This is a genomic window from Amycolatopsis sp., from assembly GCF_036008905.1.
GTDB lineage: Bacteria > Actinomycetota > Actinomycetes > Mycobacteriales > Pseudonocardiaceae > Amycolatopsis.
Genome location: NZ_DASYMU010000083.1, coordinates 1 through 19,723 on the forward strand (window position 1 = coordinate 1; position 19,723 = coordinate 19,723).

At 67.2% G+C, this 19,723-nt stretch carries 19 protein-coding genes; 5 read left to right on the forward strand and 14 right to left on the reverse strand.

The genetic code is table 11. From position 1 onward, the window contains the following. Positions 1 to 46 precede the first annotated feature (46 nt). Genes VGP60_RS15560 through VGP60_RS15575 form a run of 4 tightly spaced genes read right to left on the reverse strand, consistent with a single transcriptional unit; the run spans position 47 to position 5,172 of the window. The gene (locus tag VGP60_RS15560) at positions 47 to 2,122 is read right to left on the reverse strand and encodes an alpha-galactosidase (protein WP_327548709.1); all 2,076 of its coding nucleotides are present in this window, start codon (positions 2,120 to 2,122) and stop codon (positions 47 to 49) included. Then, positions 2,119 to 2,958 carry a carbohydrate ABC transporter permease gene (locus VGP60_RS15565; protein ID WP_327548710.1) on the reverse strand — a complete coding sequence of 280 codons (840 nt, stop codon included), beginning with the start codon at positions 2,956 to 2,958 and terminating at the stop codon, positions 2,119 to 2,121. The genes VGP60_RS15560 and VGP60_RS15565 overlap by 4 nt, the downstream gene beginning before the upstream one ends. Further along, positions 2,955 to 3,863 carry a sugar ABC transporter permease gene (locus tag VGP60_RS15570; RefSeq protein WP_327548711.1) on the reverse strand — a complete coding sequence of 303 codons (909 nt, stop codon included), beginning with the start codon at positions 3,861 to 3,863 and terminating at the stop codon, positions 2,955 to 2,957. Before VGP60_RS15570 ends, VGP60_RS15565 begins: the two co-directional genes overlap by 4 nt. Position 3,864: 1 nt before the next feature. Beyond that, complete coding sequence (locus VGP60_RS15575) at positions 3,865 to 5,172, reverse strand: substrate-binding domain-containing protein (protein ID WP_327548712.1); 1,308 nt, start codon at positions 5,170 to 5,172, stop codon at positions 3,865 to 3,867. A gap of 162 nt (positions 5,173 to 5,334) precedes the next feature. On the opposite strand from VGP60_RS15575, the gene VGP60_RS15580 reads away from it, so the two are divergent. Beyond that, a complete protein-coding gene (locus VGP60_RS15580; protein ID WP_327548713.1) occupies positions 5,335 to 6,045 on the forward strand; it encodes a FadR/GntR family transcriptional regulator in 711 nt (236 codons plus the stop codon). A gap of 51 nt (positions 6,046 to 6,096) precedes the next feature. Here the strand turns inward: VGP60_RS15580 and VGP60_RS15585 are convergent, their stop codons facing one another. The 3 genes from VGP60_RS15585 to VGP60_RS15595 all read right to left on the reverse strand — a co-directional run bounded on the left by VGP60_RS15585 (position 6,097) and on the right by VGP60_RS15595 (position 8,139). Beyond that, positions 6,097 to 7,080: a ribose-phosphate diphosphokinase gene (locus VGP60_RS15585; protein ID WP_327548714.1), complete on the reverse strand. Its 984-nt coding sequence runs from the start codon at positions 7,078 to 7,080 to the stop codon at positions 6,097 to 6,099. Between the two features lie 77 nt (positions 7,081 to 7,157). Next, positions 7,158 to 7,604, reverse strand: coding sequence for a YdeI/OmpD-associated family protein (locus VGP60_RS15590; protein WP_327548715.1), 447 nt, complete (start codon positions 7,602 to 7,604; stop codon positions 7,158 to 7,160). A 130-nt stretch (positions 7,605 to 7,734) separates the two neighbouring features. Next, complete coding sequence (locus tag VGP60_RS15595; RefSeq protein WP_327548716.1) at positions 7,735 to 8,139, reverse strand: Lsr2 family protein; 405 nt, start codon at positions 8,137 to 8,139, stop codon at positions 7,735 to 7,737. A gap of 183 nt (positions 8,140 to 8,322) precedes the next feature. On the opposite strand from VGP60_RS15595, the gene VGP60_RS15600 reads away from it, so the two are divergent. Next, complete coding sequence (locus tag VGP60_RS15600; RefSeq protein WP_327548717.1) at positions 8,323 to 9,153, forward strand: hypothetical protein; 831 nt, start codon at positions 8,323 to 8,325, stop codon at positions 9,151 to 9,153. A gap of 22 nt (positions 9,154 to 9,175) precedes the next feature. On the opposite strand, the gene VGP60_RS15605 is transcribed toward VGP60_RS15600, so the two are convergent. Genes VGP60_RS15605 through VGP60_RS15630 form a run of 6 tightly spaced genes read right to left on the reverse strand, consistent with a single transcriptional unit; the run spans position 9,176 to position 14,827 of the window. Beyond that, positions 9,176 to 10,276, reverse strand: coding sequence for a Gfo/Idh/MocA family oxidoreductase (locus VGP60_RS15605; protein WP_327548718.1), 1,101 nt, complete (start codon positions 10,274 to 10,276; stop codon positions 9,176 to 9,178). Further along, the gene (locus VGP60_RS15610; protein WP_327548719.1) at positions 10,261 to 10,872 is read right to left on the reverse strand and encodes a ThuA domain-containing protein; all 612 of its coding nucleotides are present in this window, start codon (positions 10,870 to 10,872) and stop codon (positions 10,261 to 10,263) included. The genes VGP60_RS15605 and VGP60_RS15610 overlap by 16 nt, the downstream gene beginning before the upstream one ends. Beyond that, positions 10,869 to 11,705 carry an NAD(P)-dependent oxidoreductase gene (locus VGP60_RS15615; RefSeq protein WP_327548720.1) on the reverse strand — a complete coding sequence of 279 codons (837 nt, stop codon included), beginning with the start codon at positions 11,703 to 11,705 and terminating at the stop codon, positions 10,869 to 10,871. The genes VGP60_RS15610 and VGP60_RS15615 overlap by 4 nt, the downstream gene beginning before the upstream one ends. A 25-nt stretch (positions 11,706 to 11,730) precedes the next feature. After that, the gene (locus VGP60_RS15620; RefSeq protein WP_327548721.1) at positions 11,731 to 12,543 is read right to left on the reverse strand and encodes a carbohydrate ABC transporter permease; all 813 of its coding nucleotides are present in this window, start codon (positions 12,541 to 12,543) and stop codon (positions 11,731 to 11,733) included. Beyond that, positions 12,540 to 13,460: a sugar ABC transporter permease gene (locus tag VGP60_RS15625; RefSeq protein ID WP_327548722.1), complete on the reverse strand. Its 921-nt coding sequence runs from the start codon at positions 13,458 to 13,460 to the stop codon at positions 12,540 to 12,542. Before VGP60_RS15625 ends, VGP60_RS15620 begins: the two co-directional genes overlap by 4 nt. Then, the gene (locus tag VGP60_RS15630) at positions 13,451 to 14,827 is read right to left on the reverse strand and encodes an ABC transporter substrate-binding protein (protein ID WP_327548723.1); all 1,377 of its coding nucleotides are present in this window, start codon (positions 14,825 to 14,827) and stop codon (positions 13,451 to 13,453) included. Before VGP60_RS15630 ends, VGP60_RS15625 begins: the two co-directional genes overlap by 10 nt. A gap of 165 nt (positions 14,828 to 14,992) precedes the next feature. Between VGP60_RS15630 and VGP60_RS15635 the strand changes: the two genes are divergently transcribed. Further along, positions 14,993 to 16,111, forward strand: a complete 1,119-nt coding sequence (locus VGP60_RS15635) for a GntR family transcriptional regulator (protein WP_327548724.1) — start codon at positions 14,993 to 14,995, stop codon at positions 16,109 to 16,111. Further along, complete coding sequence (locus VGP60_RS15640) at positions 16,108 to 17,361, forward strand: enolase C-terminal domain-like protein (RefSeq protein WP_327548725.1); 1,254 nt, start codon at positions 16,108 to 16,110, stop codon at positions 17,359 to 17,361. The genes VGP60_RS15635 and VGP60_RS15640 overlap by 4 nt, the downstream gene beginning before the upstream one ends. Positions 17,362 to 17,526: 165 nt before the next feature. Here VGP60_RS15640 and VGP60_RS15645 read toward each other — a convergent pair whose 3' ends face one another. Continuing rightward, positions 17,527 to 18,186, reverse strand: coding sequence for a DUF4383 domain-containing protein (locus VGP60_RS15645; protein ID WP_327548726.1), 660 nt, complete (start codon positions 18,184 to 18,186; stop codon positions 17,527 to 17,529). A gap of 174 nt (positions 18,187 to 18,360) precedes the next feature. Between VGP60_RS15645 and VGP60_RS15650 the strand changes: the two genes are divergently transcribed. Continuing rightward, complete coding sequence (locus VGP60_RS15650; RefSeq protein ID WP_327548727.1) at positions 18,361 to 19,722, forward strand: PI-PLC domain-containing protein; 1,362 nt, start codon at positions 18,361 to 18,363, stop codon at positions 19,720 to 19,722. Position 19,723: the final 1 nt, after the last annotated feature.

Below are 19,723 nucleotides of genomic sequence, written 5' to 3' on the forward strand. Positions count from 1 at the left end.
CGTGCGCGACTACCGCCATCTGTCGACAGATGGCGGTAGTCGCGCGCTAGCGCTGCACGTCCAGGACGAAGACCTCGGCGTCGGAATCGCGCGTCCAGTCGACGGGGAGCCCGACATGGGTCAGGTGTGCCGCCGAGTAGACCGCGCGAGTGGAACGATCTACATAGGACACGCCAGGCTCGAGTCCCTGTAACGGAATCCGGGACGAACGACCGGGCACCAGGGGCGCACCGTCGAGCACGCCGGTACTCCACGCCAGTACCACGACAGTGCCGTCCCCGACGTACTCCACCGCGGCCGTCGCCTCGTGAGCGCCCGCGAGCCGGTACGCCTCAGCGGTGTGGATGATGTGCCGAATCCCCTTGTAGACCCCCACCAAATCAGCCGCTTCACTCAGCTGATCGACGTCCCAGCGCGACAGGTCCGCCCCGATCCCGAGTACACCCGCCATCGCCGTCACGAACCGGAACTTCAGCGACCGAGGCCGCGGATCGAACACGCCCGGCGAGTCCGTCACCCAGGAACTGAGCAGATGCGGGGCGTGCGCCAGCAGGAAGCCGTCCTGGATCGCCAGCCGGTCCAGCGGCCCGGTGTTGTCGCTGGGCCACACCAGATCCGTGCGCGCGATGGTCGCGAGATCCGCCCGCCCCCCACCGCCTGAACACGCTTCGACCGTGACGTCAGGATGCTTCGCCCGCAGGAAGTCCAGCAGCCGGTGATAGTTCGCCACATGGGCGCCGTCGAGATCGACCGCGCCGGCGCCCGGCCGTCCCCGCTCGGTCACGGGCCGGTTCATGTCCCATTTGAGATAGCTGATCGGATACTCCGTCAGCAGCCCGTCGAGCATGTCCCGCAGGAACTCGTAGACGTCCTCGCGGCCGAGGTCGAGCAGCAGTTGGTTCCGGATCAACGTCGAGGGCCGCCCGTCGAGGTGGTAGACCCAGTCCGGATGCTCGGCGTACAGCCGGGATTTCGGGCTCACCGACTCCGGTTCCACCCACAGCCCGAAGTCGAGCCCGAGTTTCCGCACCTCGTCGACGAACGCGCCGAAGCCACCCTCGAAAGACGAGTGCTCCGGCGTCCAGTCCCCGAGGCCGCCCGTGTCGTCGTCGCGGCCGATGAACCAGCCGTCGTCGACCACGAACAGTTCGACACCGAGCTCCGCCGCGATCGACGCCAATTCCAGCTGGCGCCGGCTGTCGACGGAGAATTCCGTTGCTTCCCAGGAGTTGTAGAGCACCGGACGCGGCCTCGAAAACCGCTCCCCCGCCAGCAACCGGTCGTAGCCGTGCCACACCCTGGCCAGTCCGTCCAATCCGGACACACTGGACGCCAGCGCCACCTCGGGCGTGGAAATCCGCCCGCCCGGCTCCAGCACCAGCGGACCGGGATGCGGCAGCCGACCGGCCCGGACCCGGGTGATCCCGCTTGGCTCGATCTCGGCGTCGATCCGCCAGGAACCCGACCACGCCAGCGAAACACCCCACGCGGGACCATCCGCGGCAGCGGCGTCCTGCACCGCGAGCCAAGGAACATAGGCATGGCCCGGTACGCCCAGCCTGCTCTCGAGCTCGAGCCGACCAGCCCGCAGCAACACCTCGCGCCGCTGGAACTCCTGCGCCCACTGGCCGGTCAGATACGTCAGCCGGGCACCGGAAAGCCCGGTCGGGACACAGACTCCCGCGGAATCCAGCCGCTCGATCTCCAACGCCGAGCTGCCGCCGTTGGTGAGTTCGACCCATCGCGCCAGCACATCCGTGCCCGGCTCCGCGCGGTAACACAGCACCGCCCGCAGCCCGGTCACCTCGTCGAGGAACGCCAGCCGCAGATCACCGGCGCCGGGGTCCTCGCCGTCGAATTTCCACCAGGACTCCCGAGCTTCACCCGCCGGGCCGACGACGAGGTCGGCACCGCTGAACGGCCGTAGCCCGCGCGGTGCGTACTCCACCGGCGCGGCGTCGGCCGCGGTGATGAAGTGCTCCTTTCCGGTGTTCGCCACCGGAGACGGGCCGTCCTCGACTCCGTGCGGGCCCCACGCCACGAGTTCCAGCCAGCGTTCGCCGGGCCCGAGCGCGACCGTGTACGAGGTCGTCGCCATCTTCACGGTCCACCGTGTCGTCATTTCACCGCGCCGATCGCCAGTCCGGAGATAAAGTGCTTCTGGAACCGCAGGAACACCGCCACGGTCGGGATGGCCGCGATGACCGAGCCCGCCGCGATGATGTTCCAAGTGGACACATACTGCCCCTGCAAACCGAGCAGCGCCGGGGTCACCGGCATGGTGGTCCCGGTGCGCAGCACGGTGATCGCCCACAGCAGATCGTTGAACGTCCAGGTGAACGCCAGCGCGCCGAGCGCGGCCATCGCGGGCCGGGCCAGCGGCAGGATGATGGTCCAGAAGATCCGGACCGGGCCCGCGCCGTCGATGACCGCCGCCTGCTGGATCTCGTCCGGGATCGTGCGCATGAACCCCTGCAGTACGAAGGTGTAGAAGCCGAGCCCGAACCCGACCTGCACGATGACCAGCGCGGGCAGGGTGTCGTAGATGCCAAGCAGCTCGGTCAGTTTCGCGACCGGCACGAGCAGGATCTGGGGCGGCAGCAGGTTTCCCGCCAGCATCAGCAGGATGATCGTGCGACGGCCCGGGATCTCGAACCGGCTCAGCGCGAAGGCCGCGGCAGCGCTCAGCGCCAGCGCGAGCAACACGGTGGGGATGGTGACGAGCATGCTGTTCAGCATCGCCCGCGCTTCCCCGCCTTCGTTCCACGCCTGGCCGAACCCGTCGAGGGTGAACGACTTCGGGAAGCTGCCGAGGCCGTTGCTCGCGATGTCGTCGAACGACCGGACACTCGTCACCAGCACCAGCACGATCGGCAGCAGCCACAACACCGACAGCCCGCCGGCACCGGCGTGGAACAGGAACGTCTTGGCCTTCCTGGCCCGGAAGGAATGACTCACTGGTTGTCCTCCCGGAACACGCGGACGAGATAGGTCACGATGACACCGAAGGCGAGCAGGAAGATGATCACGGCCAGCGCCGAGGCGTATCCGAGCCGCAGTGACTGGAACGCCTCGGCGTACATGTACGTGCTCAGCAGCTCCGACGAGTGGTACGGGCCGCCCTTCGTCATCGCCCACACGACGTCGAACGACCGCAGCGAGTCGATGACGATCACCGACAGGACCACGGAGTTGACGCTGCGCAGCTGCGGCCAGGTGACGAACCGGAACTGCTGCGTCATCGACGCACCGTCCAGTTTGGCCGCTTCGTACAGGGTCGGGTCGATTCCCTTGAGACCGGCCAGATAGAGCACCATCACGTAGCCGATTTGTCGCCACAGCGCGGGAATCAGCACGGCGTAGAGCGCGGTGTTCGAGTCGGCGAGCCAGGAATGCTGCCAGCTCTCGAGCCCGATCGCGCCCAGGAACTTGTTGACCAGGCCGTCCGGCTGGTAAAGCACCTGCCACATCAGGGAAGTGGCGACGAGCGAGAAGACGACCGGGGTGAACAGGGCCGCCCGATAGAAGCCGATTCCCTTGCGCTCACGCTGCAGCAGCATCGCCAGGCCGAGCCCTCCGGCGGCCGAGAGGCCACCGAAGAGCACGAGCCAGATGAGCGTATTGAGCGCCGCGGTCTGGAAGATGGAGTCGGAGAACATCTCGGCGTAGTTGCCGAAACCGGCCCACTCCGGCGCGGACACCCCGTCCCATCTGGTCAGGGACAGGTAGAACCCCTGCAACGCGGGCCAGAAGACCCAGAAGCCTTCGAGAACCAGCGGCACCAGGATGAAGGCGATCAGGACGGGCGGCACCCGGCGCGTGCGGCGCCGCTTCGTCCTGACCGGGACGGAAAGGGTTGTCATATCAGGAAGACCACACCTTTTGGGCGGCGGTCTGCCAGTCGGAAAGGATCGAGGTGAGCTCGTTCGGCTTCTGGATGAACCGGACCAGCGCCGCGTCGGCCGACGGCTGCAGCGCGTCACTGGAGTCGCGGTTGAAGAACTGGGTCAGCTCCTTGGCGTCCTGCAACAGCTTGCGGCCCTTGAGGACCAGCGGGGTGCCGGAGTCCTTCGCGTCGGGATGCGTCGGCAGCACGGTGCCCGAGGAGTTCTTGATGTAGATCTCCTGCGCCTCGGCGGTGGCCACGTACTTCAGCCAGTCCTTGGTTTCGGCGACATGAGCCGTCTTGGCGCTGGCGAAGAACCCGTCCGTCGGGCCCTCTTCGGCGACCGGCACGGCCGGGTCCAGGATCGGGAACTGGAAGAAGTCGAGGTCGTCGAGGACGTCCTTCGGCGCGGCGTCGGCGAAGAACGTGCCGGTCAGGCACATGCCGGTGCGTCCCTGCAGCAACGAGGTCGTCGCGTCCTGGAACGGGATCGCGGTGCCGCGCGGGTCGAAGTACGGCAGCACGGTCTTCCACTGGTCGAAGACCTTGACGACCTTCGGGTCGTCGAAGCGGCCCTTGCCCGCCAGAAGATCCCGGTGGTACTGGGCGCCGTTGATCCGGATGTTGAGATAGTCGAACCAGCTCGACGCGATCCACGGCGTGTTGCCGCCGGCGCCGAGGCCGATCGGCTCGATTCCCTTGCCCTTCAACGTTTCGCACAGCGCGACGAACTCGCTCCAGTTCGACGGCGGCGTGACGCCCCACTTGGTGAAGTTCGATTTGCGGTAGAAGAACCCCCACCAGTAGTAGGTCGTGGGCACGAAGACCTGCTTGCCTTGGCCGTCGCTGCTCAGCCGGCGGAACGTGTCGCTGTAGTTGCCCATCGTCTGCCAGACGTCGCCGACGTCGAGCAGCAGTCCTTTTTGGGCGTACGAGGTCAGGATCGATCCCGGGTACCAGGTGTAGGTGTCCGGCGGGTTGCCCGAGGTCAGGTAGCTCGGGAGCTGGGTGCGGAAGGTCTCCGACGCGACCGTGTTCACCGTCGCCGTGGCGCCGCCGCGGTCGCTGAACGCCTTGGCCAGTGCCTCGATGGCGACCTTCGCCTGCGCCGAGGACAGGTTCGATTGGACGGTCACCGCTCCGGCGGTCTGCGCGACCGGCCCCGAAGTCGCCGAGGTGGCACATCCACCGAGCAGTGCGGCGGAGCCGACGGCGCCGACTCCCACCAGGAACCGGCGTCGGCTCAGGTCTGTGACGCCCCATTGGGTCAGACCGGTTTTGTTCATCGCGATGAACCCCTTATCTGCCAGGCCGGCCGTTCAGGCGCCATCGCCGGACGGTCCAACCTGGGCTGGAGTGATGCCGACAGGCTTGCAACCGCGACCGAGCACTGTCAAGATGTATTCGTAAATTATTATTGAAGAGGGTCCGAACGAGAGAGCCGACCATTGACTCAGCACCGCCCTCGGGGCGTGCACGGCCAGACCGTCGAGGCTTTGGCCAGCCGAATCCTGTCCAACGAGTTCTCCGAGGGCACGATCCTCGACCTGCCCGCCCTGCGTGCCGAACTCGATGTCAGCCTCACCGCGCTGCGGGAAGCGCTGAAGGTGCTCACGGCCAAGGGCATGGTCGACGCGCGGCAGAAACGCGGCACCTACGTGCAGCCGCGGACGTCCTGGAACATGCTCGACGCCGACGTCATGCGCTGGCAGACCACCGCGTCCGACGACCCGAACCTCTTCGAAGAGCTGACCGAGGTCCGCGCGATCGTCGAGCCCGCCGCCGCCAAGAAGGCCGCCGAACGAGCCACCGACGAGGACCTGGCCGCGTTGCGCGACGCGCTACAGCGCATGTCCGAGGCGGGCACCGACGTCGACAAGATGGTCGCCGCCGACCTCGACTTCCACCGACTGCTCCTGGGTGCGACCCATAACGAGTTCCTGCTGCAGATCGGCCGGGTCATCGCGATCGGCCTGGTGGAGCGCGACAAACTGGTGCACCACGCCGATCCGTCCGACGACCCGGTACCCAGCCACCGCGGCGTGTACGACGCCGTCGTGGCGAAGGACCCCGACGCCGCCGAAGCCGCGATGCTCGCGCTGATGGAGAAGTCGAGCGCCGACCTGGCGCTGCTCAAGAAGCGGAACCTGGAGAACTAGGTCGTGTCTGGCAAATCAAGTTCGCGATCGAACAGATTTACCAGACACGACCTAGGCGTCACCCTCGAAGAGACTGGTGACCGACCCGCCTTCGAAGACCTCGCCCATCGCCCGCGCCAGCAGCGGCGCGATGGACAGCACACTCAGCCGGGGAAAGCGCTTGTCTTCGGGGATCGGCAGCGTATTCGTCAGTACGACCTCCCGGATTCCGCTGTGCACCAGGCGTTCCGTGGCGCCGTCCGAGAGCACGCCGTGGGTCGCGGCGGCCACGACGTCGGACGCACCTTCGGCGAGCAGGAGCTTGGTCGCCCCCGCCATCGTGGCGGCGGTGTCGATCATGTCATCGACGATCACGCACAGGCGGCCGCGCACGTCACCGACCACCAGGTTGGTGCCCTCGTGTTCGCCGGACAACGCGTTGCGGCGCTGGATGAACGCGATCGGATGACCACCGAGCAGCTCCGCCCACTTCTCGGCGAGCTTGACCCGGCCCGAATCCGGCGCCACGACGGTGATTTCGGCACCGGCGTACCGCTGCTTGACATGCGCCGCCAGCAAGGGCTGCGCCAGCAGGTGGTCGACCGGTCCGTTGAAAAATCCCTGGGTCTGCGACGTGTGCAGGTCGACCGTCATGATGCGGTCGACCCCGGCGGTGGTGAGCAGATCGGCGATGAGGCGCGCGGAAATCGGCTCACGGCCACTGTGTTTCTTGTCCTGGCGGCCGTACGGGTAGAACGGCAGGACCACCGTGATGCGTTTCGCACTGGCCCGCTTGAGCGCGTCCACCATGATCAGGTGTTCCATCAGCCAGCTGTTGATCGGCGTGGGGTGCGCCTGCAGGACGAAGGCGTCACAACCGCGGACCGAATTATCGAACCGGACGAAGCTCTCGCCGTTGGCGAAAGTGTGCGCCGTCTGCGGGGTGATCGAGGTACCCAGGCCCACGGCGATGTCGTCCGCCAGTTCCGGGTGCGCACCGCCGGCGAAGAACATCAGCCGCTTGGTGGCCGTGCCCGGCCGTCGGAAGGTCGTCATCGGATCGGGCTCATGGCCGGCGCCTCTCTCTTGATCATTTTCCGCCAGTCTACGGACTCACGCGGCGTCACCAGTGTTCAGGAGCGGCCCTCGCGCAGCATCTCGATCGCCTTGCCGATGCGCCGCTGCCGGGTTTCGGCGGCTTTGGCGCCTTCGATGGCGAGCACGTGACGCCGCTGGTGACTGTAGGACAGTCCCTCGAAGACCCGTTTGGCTTCGGCGTCCGCGGCGAGTGCCGCCGCGAAATCGGCGGGCGCGGTCACCACCCGCAGTTCAATGTCGAGCTCGACGTCGACCTCGATCTCGTCGCCCGCGGCGACGCCGGTGTTCTCGCGTTGCTCGGCGCTGACCGGTAGCCAGAATTTGCCGCCCATGGGCGCCACGGTGGAGCGATAGGTATGCCCGTTGATCGTGACATTGACCGCGGGCCGTTTGCCGGAACCGAGTGCTTCCACGATCTCCGCGGGGACCTCGATACCGGTGGCCGTCTTACCACCGAGGATGACCGTCGACCGAAACCTCATGGACGGAATATACGTGCCACCACGGGACCGGCAACTGTCGAAAATTCACCGAAAAAACTGCTACCCGGTTGAATCCATGACAATGCGGGGACGGACCGCAGTCCGCCCCCGCTGTCACATCCGGACGCTCCTACTTGGCAGCGGCCTTCTTGCGCGGGGCGCGCTTACGCGGCGCCGGCTCTTCGACGACTACCGGAGCGCGCTGCGCTTCTTCGTACTGCGCCGCCAATTCCGCCGAGATACGGCCACGGGCGGACACCTCGATGCCCGCACCCCGCGCCCACTCACGGATCGACTTGGCGCGTTCCCTGTCGCCGGTCGGCGCGGACTGGCCGTTGCCGGCGCCCTGCACCTTCCGGCCACCGATCCGGCGAGCCGCCGCGACGTACGACGCGAGCTCGTCACGCAGTTCGGCCGCGTGGGCGTCGGAAAGGTCGATCTCGTACGAAACGCCATCAAGACCGAAGGTCAGGGTCTCGTTCGCGTCCCCACCGTCGAGGTCGTCTTCGAGCTTAATCAAAACCTGCTGCGCCACTAATCCACTCCTTCGATGATCCCTCGACGATTACCTTATGCCCCGAGCAATTGTTGTAGCAAAAGGACCCGGTAAAAAGTTGCCGTGATGTGAACCACGCGTAGTCCACAGTCGACTCCGCTGCGGAAGGATCCGGCCCTAAACCCCGCGCGCCCAGAGGTCACAACAGGAGAAGATAGCCCGGTGAACTGGAAGAATCGGGTGGATCCGTGGCCACAAACGCCCACCGCGATCCGTGATTGCCGCGACGGCGGCCGGGAAGCGACGGGCCGTTTGGTGGCATTGCTCGCGGCGATCGAGACCACGGAAGACGAAAACAGTGGGCTCATGGCGCTCCGGCTCCTCGCCGAGACACCGAAGACCGTCCTCCGCCTGGACGAGCCGATCCGTCGTGGTCGCTGGTCGTCCCCCAATTACTCGCCGACGATCGACAAGATCGGAGAGCGCGTCAAAGCCGGATTCGGGAGTCCGATCGCGGTCGCGGCGGGTATCGAAGAGCTGCTGTCCGTGGCCGACAAGGACGCCGATATCCTCCTGCGCTCCCGCACCGCCGAAGCCGCGGCTCGCGAAGCCGTTTGGACCAAGAGAACCAAGACGTTGCGTCAGCCGGCGAACAGCAAGTATCCCGAAGTACGGGCTTTGGCGGTCACCGGACCCGGTCCGTATCGGGCTCGACGAGGAAGTGGTGTCCTGCTTGGACGACAAGTCGTCGCTGGTAAGCGCGCACGCGCGCGACGCACGGGCGTCGATCCCTTGCGTTACTACCGTAAGGCGGTCACCGCGGAGGCGCCGTCTTACGGCGCGATTGCCGGGCTCGCCGAAATAGTCGGCGAGGCCGACGCGCCTTTACCGCGGAACCTGCTCGCACACCGGTTGCCCCGAATCCGGCTCCGGGCATTACGTGGACTCCGGCTCTTGAACACTGTTCCCATTGCGGAAGTAACGCAATTGTTGCGGAATCCCTCCCCTGCGGTCGTCCGGGAAGCCACGACGGCGCTTTCCCGAAAGCGGTAAATCGGGAGTCACCCGAAGACACTCAGTCGCGTTCCGGCCGGGCGGCGAACGGAACGGCCGCGGGCCGCTCACACCGGCTTTCGACGTCGACAGCGACCCCGGAATCCACCGCCGCCAGCAAGGACTCCATCACGTCCAGGATGTGGAACGCCAATTCGCCGTCGGCACGATGTGGCACACCGCCGGCGATCGCGCGCGCCATGTCCGCGACGCCGTATCCCCGCGACGCGTCCGGAAAGCCGCCGCTTTCCCGCACGTCCGTCCACATTGGCGCGGCCTCGCGGTAAACCTGCGCGGTGCCGCCGAAGCCGTTCGGATCCGGCACGGACAGCGAGCCCTCAGTGCCGTAGACCTCGATCCTCGGCAGTTTCCCCGCCCAGACGTCGAAGCTCATGATCAGCGTCGACAAAGCGCCGTTCACGTGCTGGAGCACGCCGGTGAGATGGGTTTCGACGTTGACCCCGAAGGTGGTTTTCGCCCTGGGCCCGGTACCGATGGTGCGGGTCGGCCTCGGCGTGACGGCCATGCCCTGCACACGGCTCACCGGGCCGAGCAGTGTCACGAGCGTGGTCAGGTAATACGGCCCCATGTCCATCAGCGGCCCGCCACCGGGGCGGTAGTAGAACTCCGGCGACGGATGCCAGCGCTCGTGGCCGGGTGTGACCATGAACGCGGTCGCCGCGAACGGTGTCCCGATGATCCCGGAGTCGAGGCTGGCCCGTGCCGTCTGCACGCCGGTGCCGAGCACGGTGTCCGGCGCGCAGCCGACCCGCACGCCCGCTTCGGCCGCCGCGGTGAGGATCCCGCGGCCTTCGGTTGTGTTCAGCGCCAACGGTTTCTCACCGTAGACGTGCTTGCGGCCCGCGATCGCCGCGTGGGCGACTTCGGCGTGGGCGGCGGGCGTCGTCAGGTTCAGCACCAGGTCGACGTCGGTCGCGGCGCAGAGCTCCGTGGTCGTCGCCGCGCGCACCCCCAGCCGGCGCGCGGCGACGGCCTCGGCGCGCGAGGGGTCGAGGTCGGCGACCGCCACCACCCGCACGTTCTTCAAGCGCGGCAACGTCCTGAGGTACGCGTCGCTGATCGTGCCCATCCCGACGATCCCGACCCTCATCTCGCCGCCCACGCGATCCCCCTGGTGATCATGGCGTCGACCTCCGACACTTCGAGGTCGGCCACGGTATGGCCGATGGTCGTCACGAACACGCGGCCCGTCCCCCACCGCCGCAGCCAGGTCACCGGTTTGTCCCCGGTGACAGCCAATACTTCGACGTCAGGATCGACATGGACGTGGTACAGCTCGGTGGTCACCCGGAACGGCGCCAGCCCGGCGACGACCGGATGCCCGGCCCGGTCCGGCGCCACCCGCACCTCGTACTCGACGAACTCCTTGGGGTGGTGGACGAACTGGCCACCGGTCATGAAGTGGTATGCCGGTTCCGCGCGGAACGCGTCGATGATCCCGCCGTGCCACCCGGCGAACCCGGTGCCCGCGTGGACGGCGCGCGAAAGCCCGGCCAGCTGGTCAGCGGTGATCGTGCCCATGGTCCAGCACTGCACGATCAAGTCGGTTCCGGCGAGTGCCCCGGCGTCGAGATACGCGTCCAGGGATTCCGACGTCGTCACGTCGTGCCCGGCATCTCGCAGGACCGAGACGTAGCGATCGCTGGCTTCCATCGGGCTGTGGCCTTCCCAGCCTCCCCGCACCACCAAGGCTTTCATGCGCGCCACCCGTGTTCCGGGGTGAAATCGAGGAGTTCGCCCGCGCGCCGGATGTCGAAGAGCGTCTCGAATTCGCCGAGCTCACGGTCGATCCGCGTATCCGGGTGGTAGCGCCGCAGGAGTTCCCGGGTCGGCAGCAGGGACACCGTGTCGGGCGCGGCGACGTTGATCACCTGGTGCCCCACCGTCTTCGCCACGAGCGCGGCCCCGACGGCACGCGCCGCGTCACGGGTGTCCAGCCACGCCCAGAGCCCGGCCCGGTCGATACCGGGGTCGGCGTGAATGGGCCCGAAATGGATTCGCTGCCGCTCCCCCGTCCCGAAGAACGGGAATCGCAGGCTGACCACCGAACAGTCCCACCGGCGGCTCGCGGTGTCCGCGACGATTTCGCCGATCTGCTTCGAAAGCCCATAAACGTCCTCGCCGACATACGGATGCTCTTCGGTGACGGGCACCGACACCGGGGAGAGCCCGCGCTTCGACCAGGCCAACCCCACCGCCGAAGCACTGGAGATATTGACGATCCGTCGCACACCGGCCTGACCCGCCGCGTAAAGCACGTTATACACCGAGTCGACGTTGTTGCGGAAAACCTCGTCTTCCGTGCCTCCCAGCGGGGACGGGATCGCCGCCGCGTGCACGACGGCGTCGACTCCCGCCACGAGGATCTCCACCTGTGCGCGGTCGAGCAGCTCACCAGTGACGACGTCGTCGGCGGCCGACGTCTCCGGCCGCGCGCGGTCGTGTGCCCGCACGCTCCAGCCCTCGGCGGCGAGGTGTTCGACGACGTATTTGCCCAGCGTGCCGCCGGCCCCCGTGACCAGGACCTTCACTGATGTCTCCTTCCGGCAGGCGCGGTCATCCTTTGACCGCCCCGACCAATCCGTTGATGAAATAGCGCTGCAGGAGGACGAACAGCACGATGACGGGAATGACGATGATCAGCGACGCCGCCATGATGACGTTGTACTGCGGGGACGTCGTCGCGGTCAGGCTCTGCAGGCCGAGCGGCAGGGTGTAGGTGGCCGGGTCGCTCAGCGAAACCCGCGTGAGCACGTACTCGTTCCACGTCGGCACCGCTGTGAGCAGCGCGATGGTGACCAGCGCGGGTCGGCAGACGGGGAGATATATCGACAAAAACGTCCGGAGCTCGCTGGCGCCGTCACACCGCGCGGACTCCCGCAGCTCCGCGGGAACAGCTCGGAACCCGTTGGTGAGCAACAAGATCGACAGCGGCGCGGTGCCGTTCACGAACGGCAGGATAAGGCCGAAATGCGTCCCGAGCACGCCTAGCTCGCCCTGCAGGATCACCACCGGCAAAAGCACGGTGATCCCGGGGACGAACAGCAGCGCGATGAACCCGGTGTAGATCGCCTTGCGCCCGGGAAACTTCAGCACGGCGAAGGCGTACGAAGCCAGTGAGTAGATCACCAGCACACCGATCGTGGTGCCGCCGGTGACGACGAGACTGTTTCCGAAGTACCGCAGGAAGTCCAGCTCGCCCCAGGTCCGCGCGAAGGTGCCGAAGGTCGGGTTCTCCGGGATCAGGTTGCCGCCGCGCAAGACCTCGGCACTGTCCTTGAACGCGCCGGAAACCATCCACGCGAACGGATAGACACTGATGATCGTGTAGACGCCGAGGATGACGTAGGCGAGCACGCGGGCCTTCATGTGCGGCTCTTCAGTACGCGGACGTTGACCGCCGCGAGAATCAGCGCGACGACGAACAGCAGCCAGCCCAATGCGCTCGCCAAGCCGAGTGTCGGCCGCAGTTCCGAGAAGAACGCGAGGTTGTACGCCTGCAGCCCCAGCACGTTGGTGTGCCCTCCGGGGCCACCGTTCGTCATCACCAGGAACATCTGGAACCCCTGCAGTGCGTCACGCAGGTTCAGCAGGATCACGGCCGCGGTGATCGGGCGGAGCAGCGGCCAGATCACCGCCGTGAGGGTGCGCAGCCCGGTGGCGCCGTCGACCCGTGCCGCGTCGAGTACCGAGGGGTCGATGGACTGCAATCCGGTGAGGTACAACAGGATCGCCACCGGGATCGACGACCACGCCAGCACCGCGATCAGCGTGGGCAACGCTGTCGCCGGGTTGCCGAGAAAGCCTTGCGGCTGCGCCAAAGTACCCAGCCCCAGCGCTTTCAGGATGGCGTTGAGCGAGCCTTCGGGCTGGAGCACATAGGTCCACGCGTAGAACACGGCGATCCCGGTGGTGACGTACGGCAGGAAGAAGACCGTGCGCAACGTCGTCCGCAACGCCGTGATCCGGTTGAGCGCGAGCGCCACCGGCAGCCCGGCGACGACGGCCAGCAGCGGCACCGCGATCATCACCACCGCGGTGTTCGCCGCCGCGTCCAGGACGATCGGCGAAAGCGTCTCGTCCCGGTAGAGCAGATCGCGGTAGTTGCCGAGGCCGACCCAGATCCAGTCCGCGGAGAAACCGTTCCAGCGCGCGAAACTCAGGGCCAGGCCGTAGCCAACGGTGTAGACGCCGAGCACCGCGAAAAGCACCAGCGCGGGCAGGACGAACATGTACCCGGTCAGTGCTTCCCGCAGCTTTCGGCGCCGTTTGTGGCTTACTTCCACGAGGTCGCGATCATCGTGCCGAGTTCCTGGCTCAGCTTCGCCGGCGTGCTCTCCTTCAGCGGCGACATCCGGACGAGCGCCTCACCGGCGAGCTTGTCCTCGTAGGCGGGGCTGAAGAACGTGACGTCCGCGGGATCGTAGGCGCCGGCCGACGCATCACCGAACACGTTCTGCAGCGCGGTGAGGTCCGGGCCGAGCAGTCGTGCGGCGTCGGCTCCGAGGTCGGTACCCGGCAGGTCGAGGGACGCCTGGGCGAACGCGCCCGCCTGTTCGACGCTGGTCAGATGGTCGAGCCACTTGACGGCGTCGTCCTGCTTCTTCGTCTGCGCGGAGACGGCGAGGCCGGTCAGCGCGAGCGGCGCGAGCTTCAGTGGGCCGGCCACGCTGCCTTCCGCGGCCGGCAATCCGAAGGCGAGAACATCACCGGGGTTCATGCCGTTCTGCTGGAACGCGGCGAGGGTGAACGTGCCACCGATGTCGAAGGCGGCTTTGCCCTGCGCGAAGGCGCGGTCGGCGTCGTCGATGCCGAGCGTCTGCGTGCCGGGCGACCAGTACGGTGTCAGCTGGTCATACAGCGCGAGCGCCCGCCGGCCGTCCGCGCTCGCCCACGACTTGGCCGGGTCGTCGCCGAACAGCGCCTGGTACTTTTCCTTGCCCAGCAAGCCGAAGGTGAGCGGCTCGAGCGCCCAGTTGAACCCGGTCGTCGGTGCTTTGAGGCCGAGAGTGAGCCCACCGGTTTGTGGATCCTTCGCTTGGACCGTCTGGAGCCAGGTGATGAACTCGGACCACGTCGTCGGCGGTTTGGCCGGGTCGAGCCCGGCGGCGGTCAGTTTCGCCTTGTTCGCGTAGACGATGCCGAAGGTGCCCGCGGTGAGCGGGACGCTGAAGTACTGACCCGTCTTGATTCCCGCGTCGGGCGCCTTGGGTTTGAGGGAGCGCTGGTAGCGGTCTTCGGCGACCAGACCGGCGTCGGCCGTTCCCTTGACGAACCGGCTCTTCCACTCCGGGGTGACCACTGAGCTCAGGTCGGCGAGGATGCCGGAACCGCCCAGCACGAAGTCCTCACCCGCCGCGTGGACCTCGAGGACGTCGGCGACGTTCTTGCTGGCCGCGGCGCTCTGGATCTTGCTCTTGTAGGCGTCGTCGGGGGTGTAGGCGGTGATGTTGACCGTGATGCCGGTCTTCTCCTTGAAGGAGGCGGCCGCGGCCTGCAACGGTTTGACGTGCGCCTGTTTGAACGTCCACATCTCGAGCGTGCCGCCGGCCCCGGACGAGCTGTCGCTGCCGCACGCGACACCGCCGAGGAACAGGGCAACCACCGCGGCGGCCGCGCCCAGAATCCGCGTACCTGGTTGACGTTTCCCCACTTGTCCTCCTTGACGGTGAGCGTGACGCAGACCATAAAAGCAGCCCGTTTAACATGTCAAGCGATCGTCTTGAGCCACGCTGAGATGGCGTAGCGCAGGGATTCAGGGCCTTAGCATGCTAAGTTGATTTGGTTGTTTGGCCTGATCCGAACCGGGAGGGAAGCCATGACAGGGGACGCCCAGCCTCCCCTCTACCAGCGGGTGAAGCGGGAACTGCTCGCCGCCATCGCCGCGGGTGAGTACTCGCCGGGACGCCCGTTCGTGACCCAGCGGGAGATCTGCGAACGCTTCGGCGTCAGCCACACCACCGCTGTCCGTGCCCTCAACGACCTCGCGACCGAGGGTTATGTCGTGCGCCGCCGCGGTCAAGGGACCTTCGTGGCGGACCACCCGCCGGAGGCGCCCACCACCGACCGGACGGTCGCCTGCATCCTGCAGTACCACGGGCCGCACGTGTCGCAGCTGCTCGCCGGGGTCGAGGCGACTTGCGCCGAGCTGGGGTACCGGCTTTTCCTGAGCCACTGCGAGGGCGACACGGCTCGCGAAGACCAGGCGCTGCTGACGGCGTTGAAACACAACGTCAGCGGGATCATCGTGTACCCGGCCGAGGGCGGTGACCAGGTCGGCGCGTATGCCGAGGTGCGACGGCGTGGGGTGCCGCTGGTGATGGTCGACCGCTACCGGCCGGATCTCGCGACCGACGCCGTCGTCGCGGACAACTTCGCCGCGGGGCAGCTGCTGACCATGGAACTGATCGCGGCCGGGCACCGCGTGATCGGCACGCTGTGGGACGAGACCGACGCGACGAGCGTCCGGGACAGGCTCGCCGGACACGTCCAGGCGTTACGGGAGAACGGAATCCCGGTCCGCCCCGACCTGACCCAGCTGCGGCCGTACCGGTTGCGGCCACCGGAGGAACGCCGCGAAATCCTGTCCCAGCTGCTCGACGGGCCCGAGCCGCCCACGGTTTTCCTGTGCGCCAACGGATACGCGCTCGCGACGGCCGCGCAGGACCTGGTGGCACTCGGTTTGGACATCCCCGGTGACGTCGACCTCGCCGGGATGGACGACGCCGGGCCGTTCGACGTGCTGCCGCTGACCGCGGCCGCGATCGTGTTGCCATCAAGGGAAATGGGGCGTCGCGCGATGCAACTGGTCGACGAACGGGTGACCGGCGGACCGGCGAATCCCGAACTGGTGGTGCTGCCGGTGACCGTGCGGACGCGGGAGTCCGCGCTCGGGCACCTGCGGGTGGTCGGCGCACAACGGGCGGCGGGCGCGTGAACCGCCCGTTGGCCGAGGCCCCGTGGCCCTCGACGTCGGGTACGCGGATCACCGCGGTACGGACGTTTCTCACCGCGCCGCAAGGATCTCCGTATTTGATCGTGCGGGTCGAGACCGATCAGCCAGGGTTGTACGGGCTGGGGTGCGCGAGCGATCCACAACGGACACTCGCCGTGCGGTCGGTGGTGGACGACTACCTCGGGCCGATGCTGCTGGGGCGCGATCCGGCGGATATCGAGGACATCCACCGGCTACTGCTCAACAGCGGGTACTGGCGTGGCGGTTCGATCTCGGGGAACGCGCTGGCCGGAGTGGATGTCGCGCTGTGGGATATCAAAGCGAAATCGGCCGGGCTGCCGCTGTATTCGTTGCTGGGCGGACGGGTTCGTGACGGCGTGCGAGCGTACACGCACGTTGACGGGTCGAGTGTCGCTTCAGTGGTCGAAGGCGTGGAAGCCGCTGCCGCCAAGGGTTTCGGGCACGTGCGGGTTCAGGTCGCCGTGCCGGGCACCGATACTTACGGCGCTCACGGAGCGGACGCCGAGCTGGTGCGCTCACGTAACGGCCGCTGGGACTCGGCCGCCTATGTCGCGCAGGTGCCCGCGGTTCTGCGCGAGGTCCGGTCGAAGGTGCCTCGGAGTATCGAACTGCTCCACGACTCGCACGAGCGGCTGACCGCCGCGCAAGCCCGGCAGTTCCTCCGTGCTCTCGACGGTGTCGAACTCTTCTTCCTCGAGGACGTGCTCGCTCCCGAAGACGCCGACTACTTCCCGCAACTCCGCGCGTCGACGTCGATTCCCCTTGCCATGGGCGAACTCTTCCACGACGTGTCGCAGTTCCTCCCGTTGCTCCGTTCCCGCTCGATCGACTTCGCGCGTATCCGGATCCCCACCCTCGGCGGTCTCACCCCGGTCCGGAAACTCGTCGCCGCCTGCGAACTGTTCGGCGTGCGGATCGCGCCACACGGCCCCGGCGATGTCAGCCCGCTCGGCCATGCCGCGAACCTCGCCGTCGATGTCTCGTCACTCGCCTTCGGCATCCAGGAAGCCGCCACGCTGCGCGACGCGACCCTCGAAGTCTTCCCCGGCACCCCCGTCCCCGTCTCCGGCTCCCTCCACCCGTCCCCCGCCCCTGGCCTCGGCGTCGACTTCGACGAATCCGCCGCCCGCCGCTTCCCCCCGCCCGAGCCCGGCGACCACGACCGCTGGGCCCTCCTCCGCTCCACCGACGCCACCCCCCACCGCCCCTAACCCCCTTCTGTGCACGCGTGTTCGCCGTTCCTGTACGCGTGAGTGCAGTCTGTGCACGCATGCGGGCAATCTGTGTACAGGGTCCGTGCCGATGCCGTTCCGGCTGACGCACTTTCGCGAGAAAGTGCGTCAGTCCGGCGTGAAACACCGGTATACCCGGCCGTCTTAGTTGGCCGGGTGTCGACGCCAGGCGTGCTTCCAGCCGCCCGACTTGCTCGACGAGCCGGCGGCGACAGGAATCTCGTCGGTCCGTGTGCTGTCGTCGCGGGCTTCTTTGTCGTGAATCTTGCGATCACGAACCGAGTCATCGCGAACACTGTCATCGCGAACGCTGCCGTCACGGCTGGTGTCATCGTTCACGACCTCGTCACGCTCGACGAGCGCCACCTTACGAGCCGGCATCACGGCGATGACCAGACCGAGAACCGCCAGACCGAGGTGCAGCCAATTGTCGGCGGAATTGAGGTTCAAGGGATTTCCCGCACCCGAAACCGGATTCGACGAAACCATCCCGGTGATCATCATGCCCCACACGAACATCCCGCCGGTGGCGATCAGCAGTAGCCAGCCGTAGGTACGCGCGAGCCCGGAGCCGATGGACATCAGCACCCCGATCAAGCCGAGCACGACGTTGATGAGGTTGTGCAACGGGTTGATGGCGAAGACCGAAAGGAACCACGGCTCCTGGCCCGCGAAATTGGCGAAGCCGGTCCGTGTGAAGCCGACAATGCCCGCCACCAGGAACGCCAAGCCCACCAGCCCGACCACCATCTGCACTGGCTGCAGGCCTGTCACCCGGATACGGGCCTTTTCCGACCGAACCATGACACTTGTCCTCTCGCTGAACGTGCTGCACAGATGCCCCTGAATACCCATTCGGTTCGACGGCGAAACGCCCGCGATGTCCGGTGGACAGATTCGGCCGATCCCTCCTCCCGGCCCTACCGCGCGCGGTCACCCACGCGGTGTCATGGCGGTCCCCAGGACGAAAGGGTCTTCATGCGCGCGTTCACCGCCGCCAAACTGACGACATTGGCGACACTGACGGCTTCCCTGCTCACCCCGGCCACCGCACTCGCGGCGCCGGCCAACGGCACGTACTACGTCCAGAGCGCCGTAACCGGCCTCAACGCCGCCGGCAGCTCGGGCACGGTCGCCCAGCATCGGCCGAAGGGCAACGAAGATCGCCAGCAGTGGAAGCTGCGATCCGGCGGCTCGGGACAGGTGCTGGAAAGCACCGACCAGGCAGGCAGATGTCTCGGCCGCGCTGGCGGGAACGCGGTCGTCGTCGGGTGTGACAGCGCGGACGCGGTCTGGTCCGTTCAGCCCATCGGCGCCGGCCAGTACACGCTCAAAGACGCTGGCGCGGACCGATTCCTGACCGTGGCGAACAAGCCGTCCGGCGCCAACTACCCGGACGCACTGCTCGCCGGCGGCAACGGCGACCTCGCGCGCTGGTACCTGACGCCGGTCACAGCGCAGACCACCGCTCCCCCGCCGCTGGACCAGCGGCGGCTCGACGAAGTCACCTTCCTGACCGCGCACAACGCCTTCGCGAACGGCGTCGACGGCGGTTTTGCGCCACCGTTCGTCAACTGGGTCCCCAACCAGAGCAAAGGTCTGAACCAGCAGCTCGCCGACGGCGTCCGCGGGTTCATGATGGACATCTACCAGACCCCGGACGGCGCGATCCTCTGCCACACCAGCTGCACGCTGGTCAGCAGGCCGGTCGCGCTGAGCGTCGACCTGCAGCGCATCGTCGACTTCCTCAACGCCAACCCCAGCGAGATCGTCACCGTCTTCCTCGAGGACTACGTCGACCCCGGTGTCCTGCGGAACTCACTCGCGAGCGTCAACGGGCTGACCAACGTCCTGTTCCGCCCGGACCAGGCGGGCGTCCGTGACCGCGGCTGGCCCACGGTTTCAGCGCTGCGCTCGGCCAACGATCGGCTGCTGATCTTCAGCGACCACAGCAGGTCTTCCGACCAGTCTGCCGGCCTGACCCGCGACAGCTTCGGCGTCATGTACCAGCGCGACTGGACCGTGGAGAACTACTGGTCGATGGGCTCGGCCACCGGCACGAGCGACTGGTCCTGCTACAGCCGCTGGTACGGCGCCAACGACAACGTCCCGCTCACCCGCACCGAGCCGAACTTCCGGCCGCTGTTCGTGATGAACCACTTCAGGGACGCACCCGTCGGCGGCACGCCCGGCACGGACAACACCAAGCTGCTCGACCGCGCCCAGCGCTTCTGCCAGCCCGCGGCACGGAAGAAGCCGGGCTACCTGGCCGTGGATCGCTACGACCTGGGTAACCCGGCTTCCGCTGTCAACGCCCTGAATTCCTACCTGTACCCGTAAT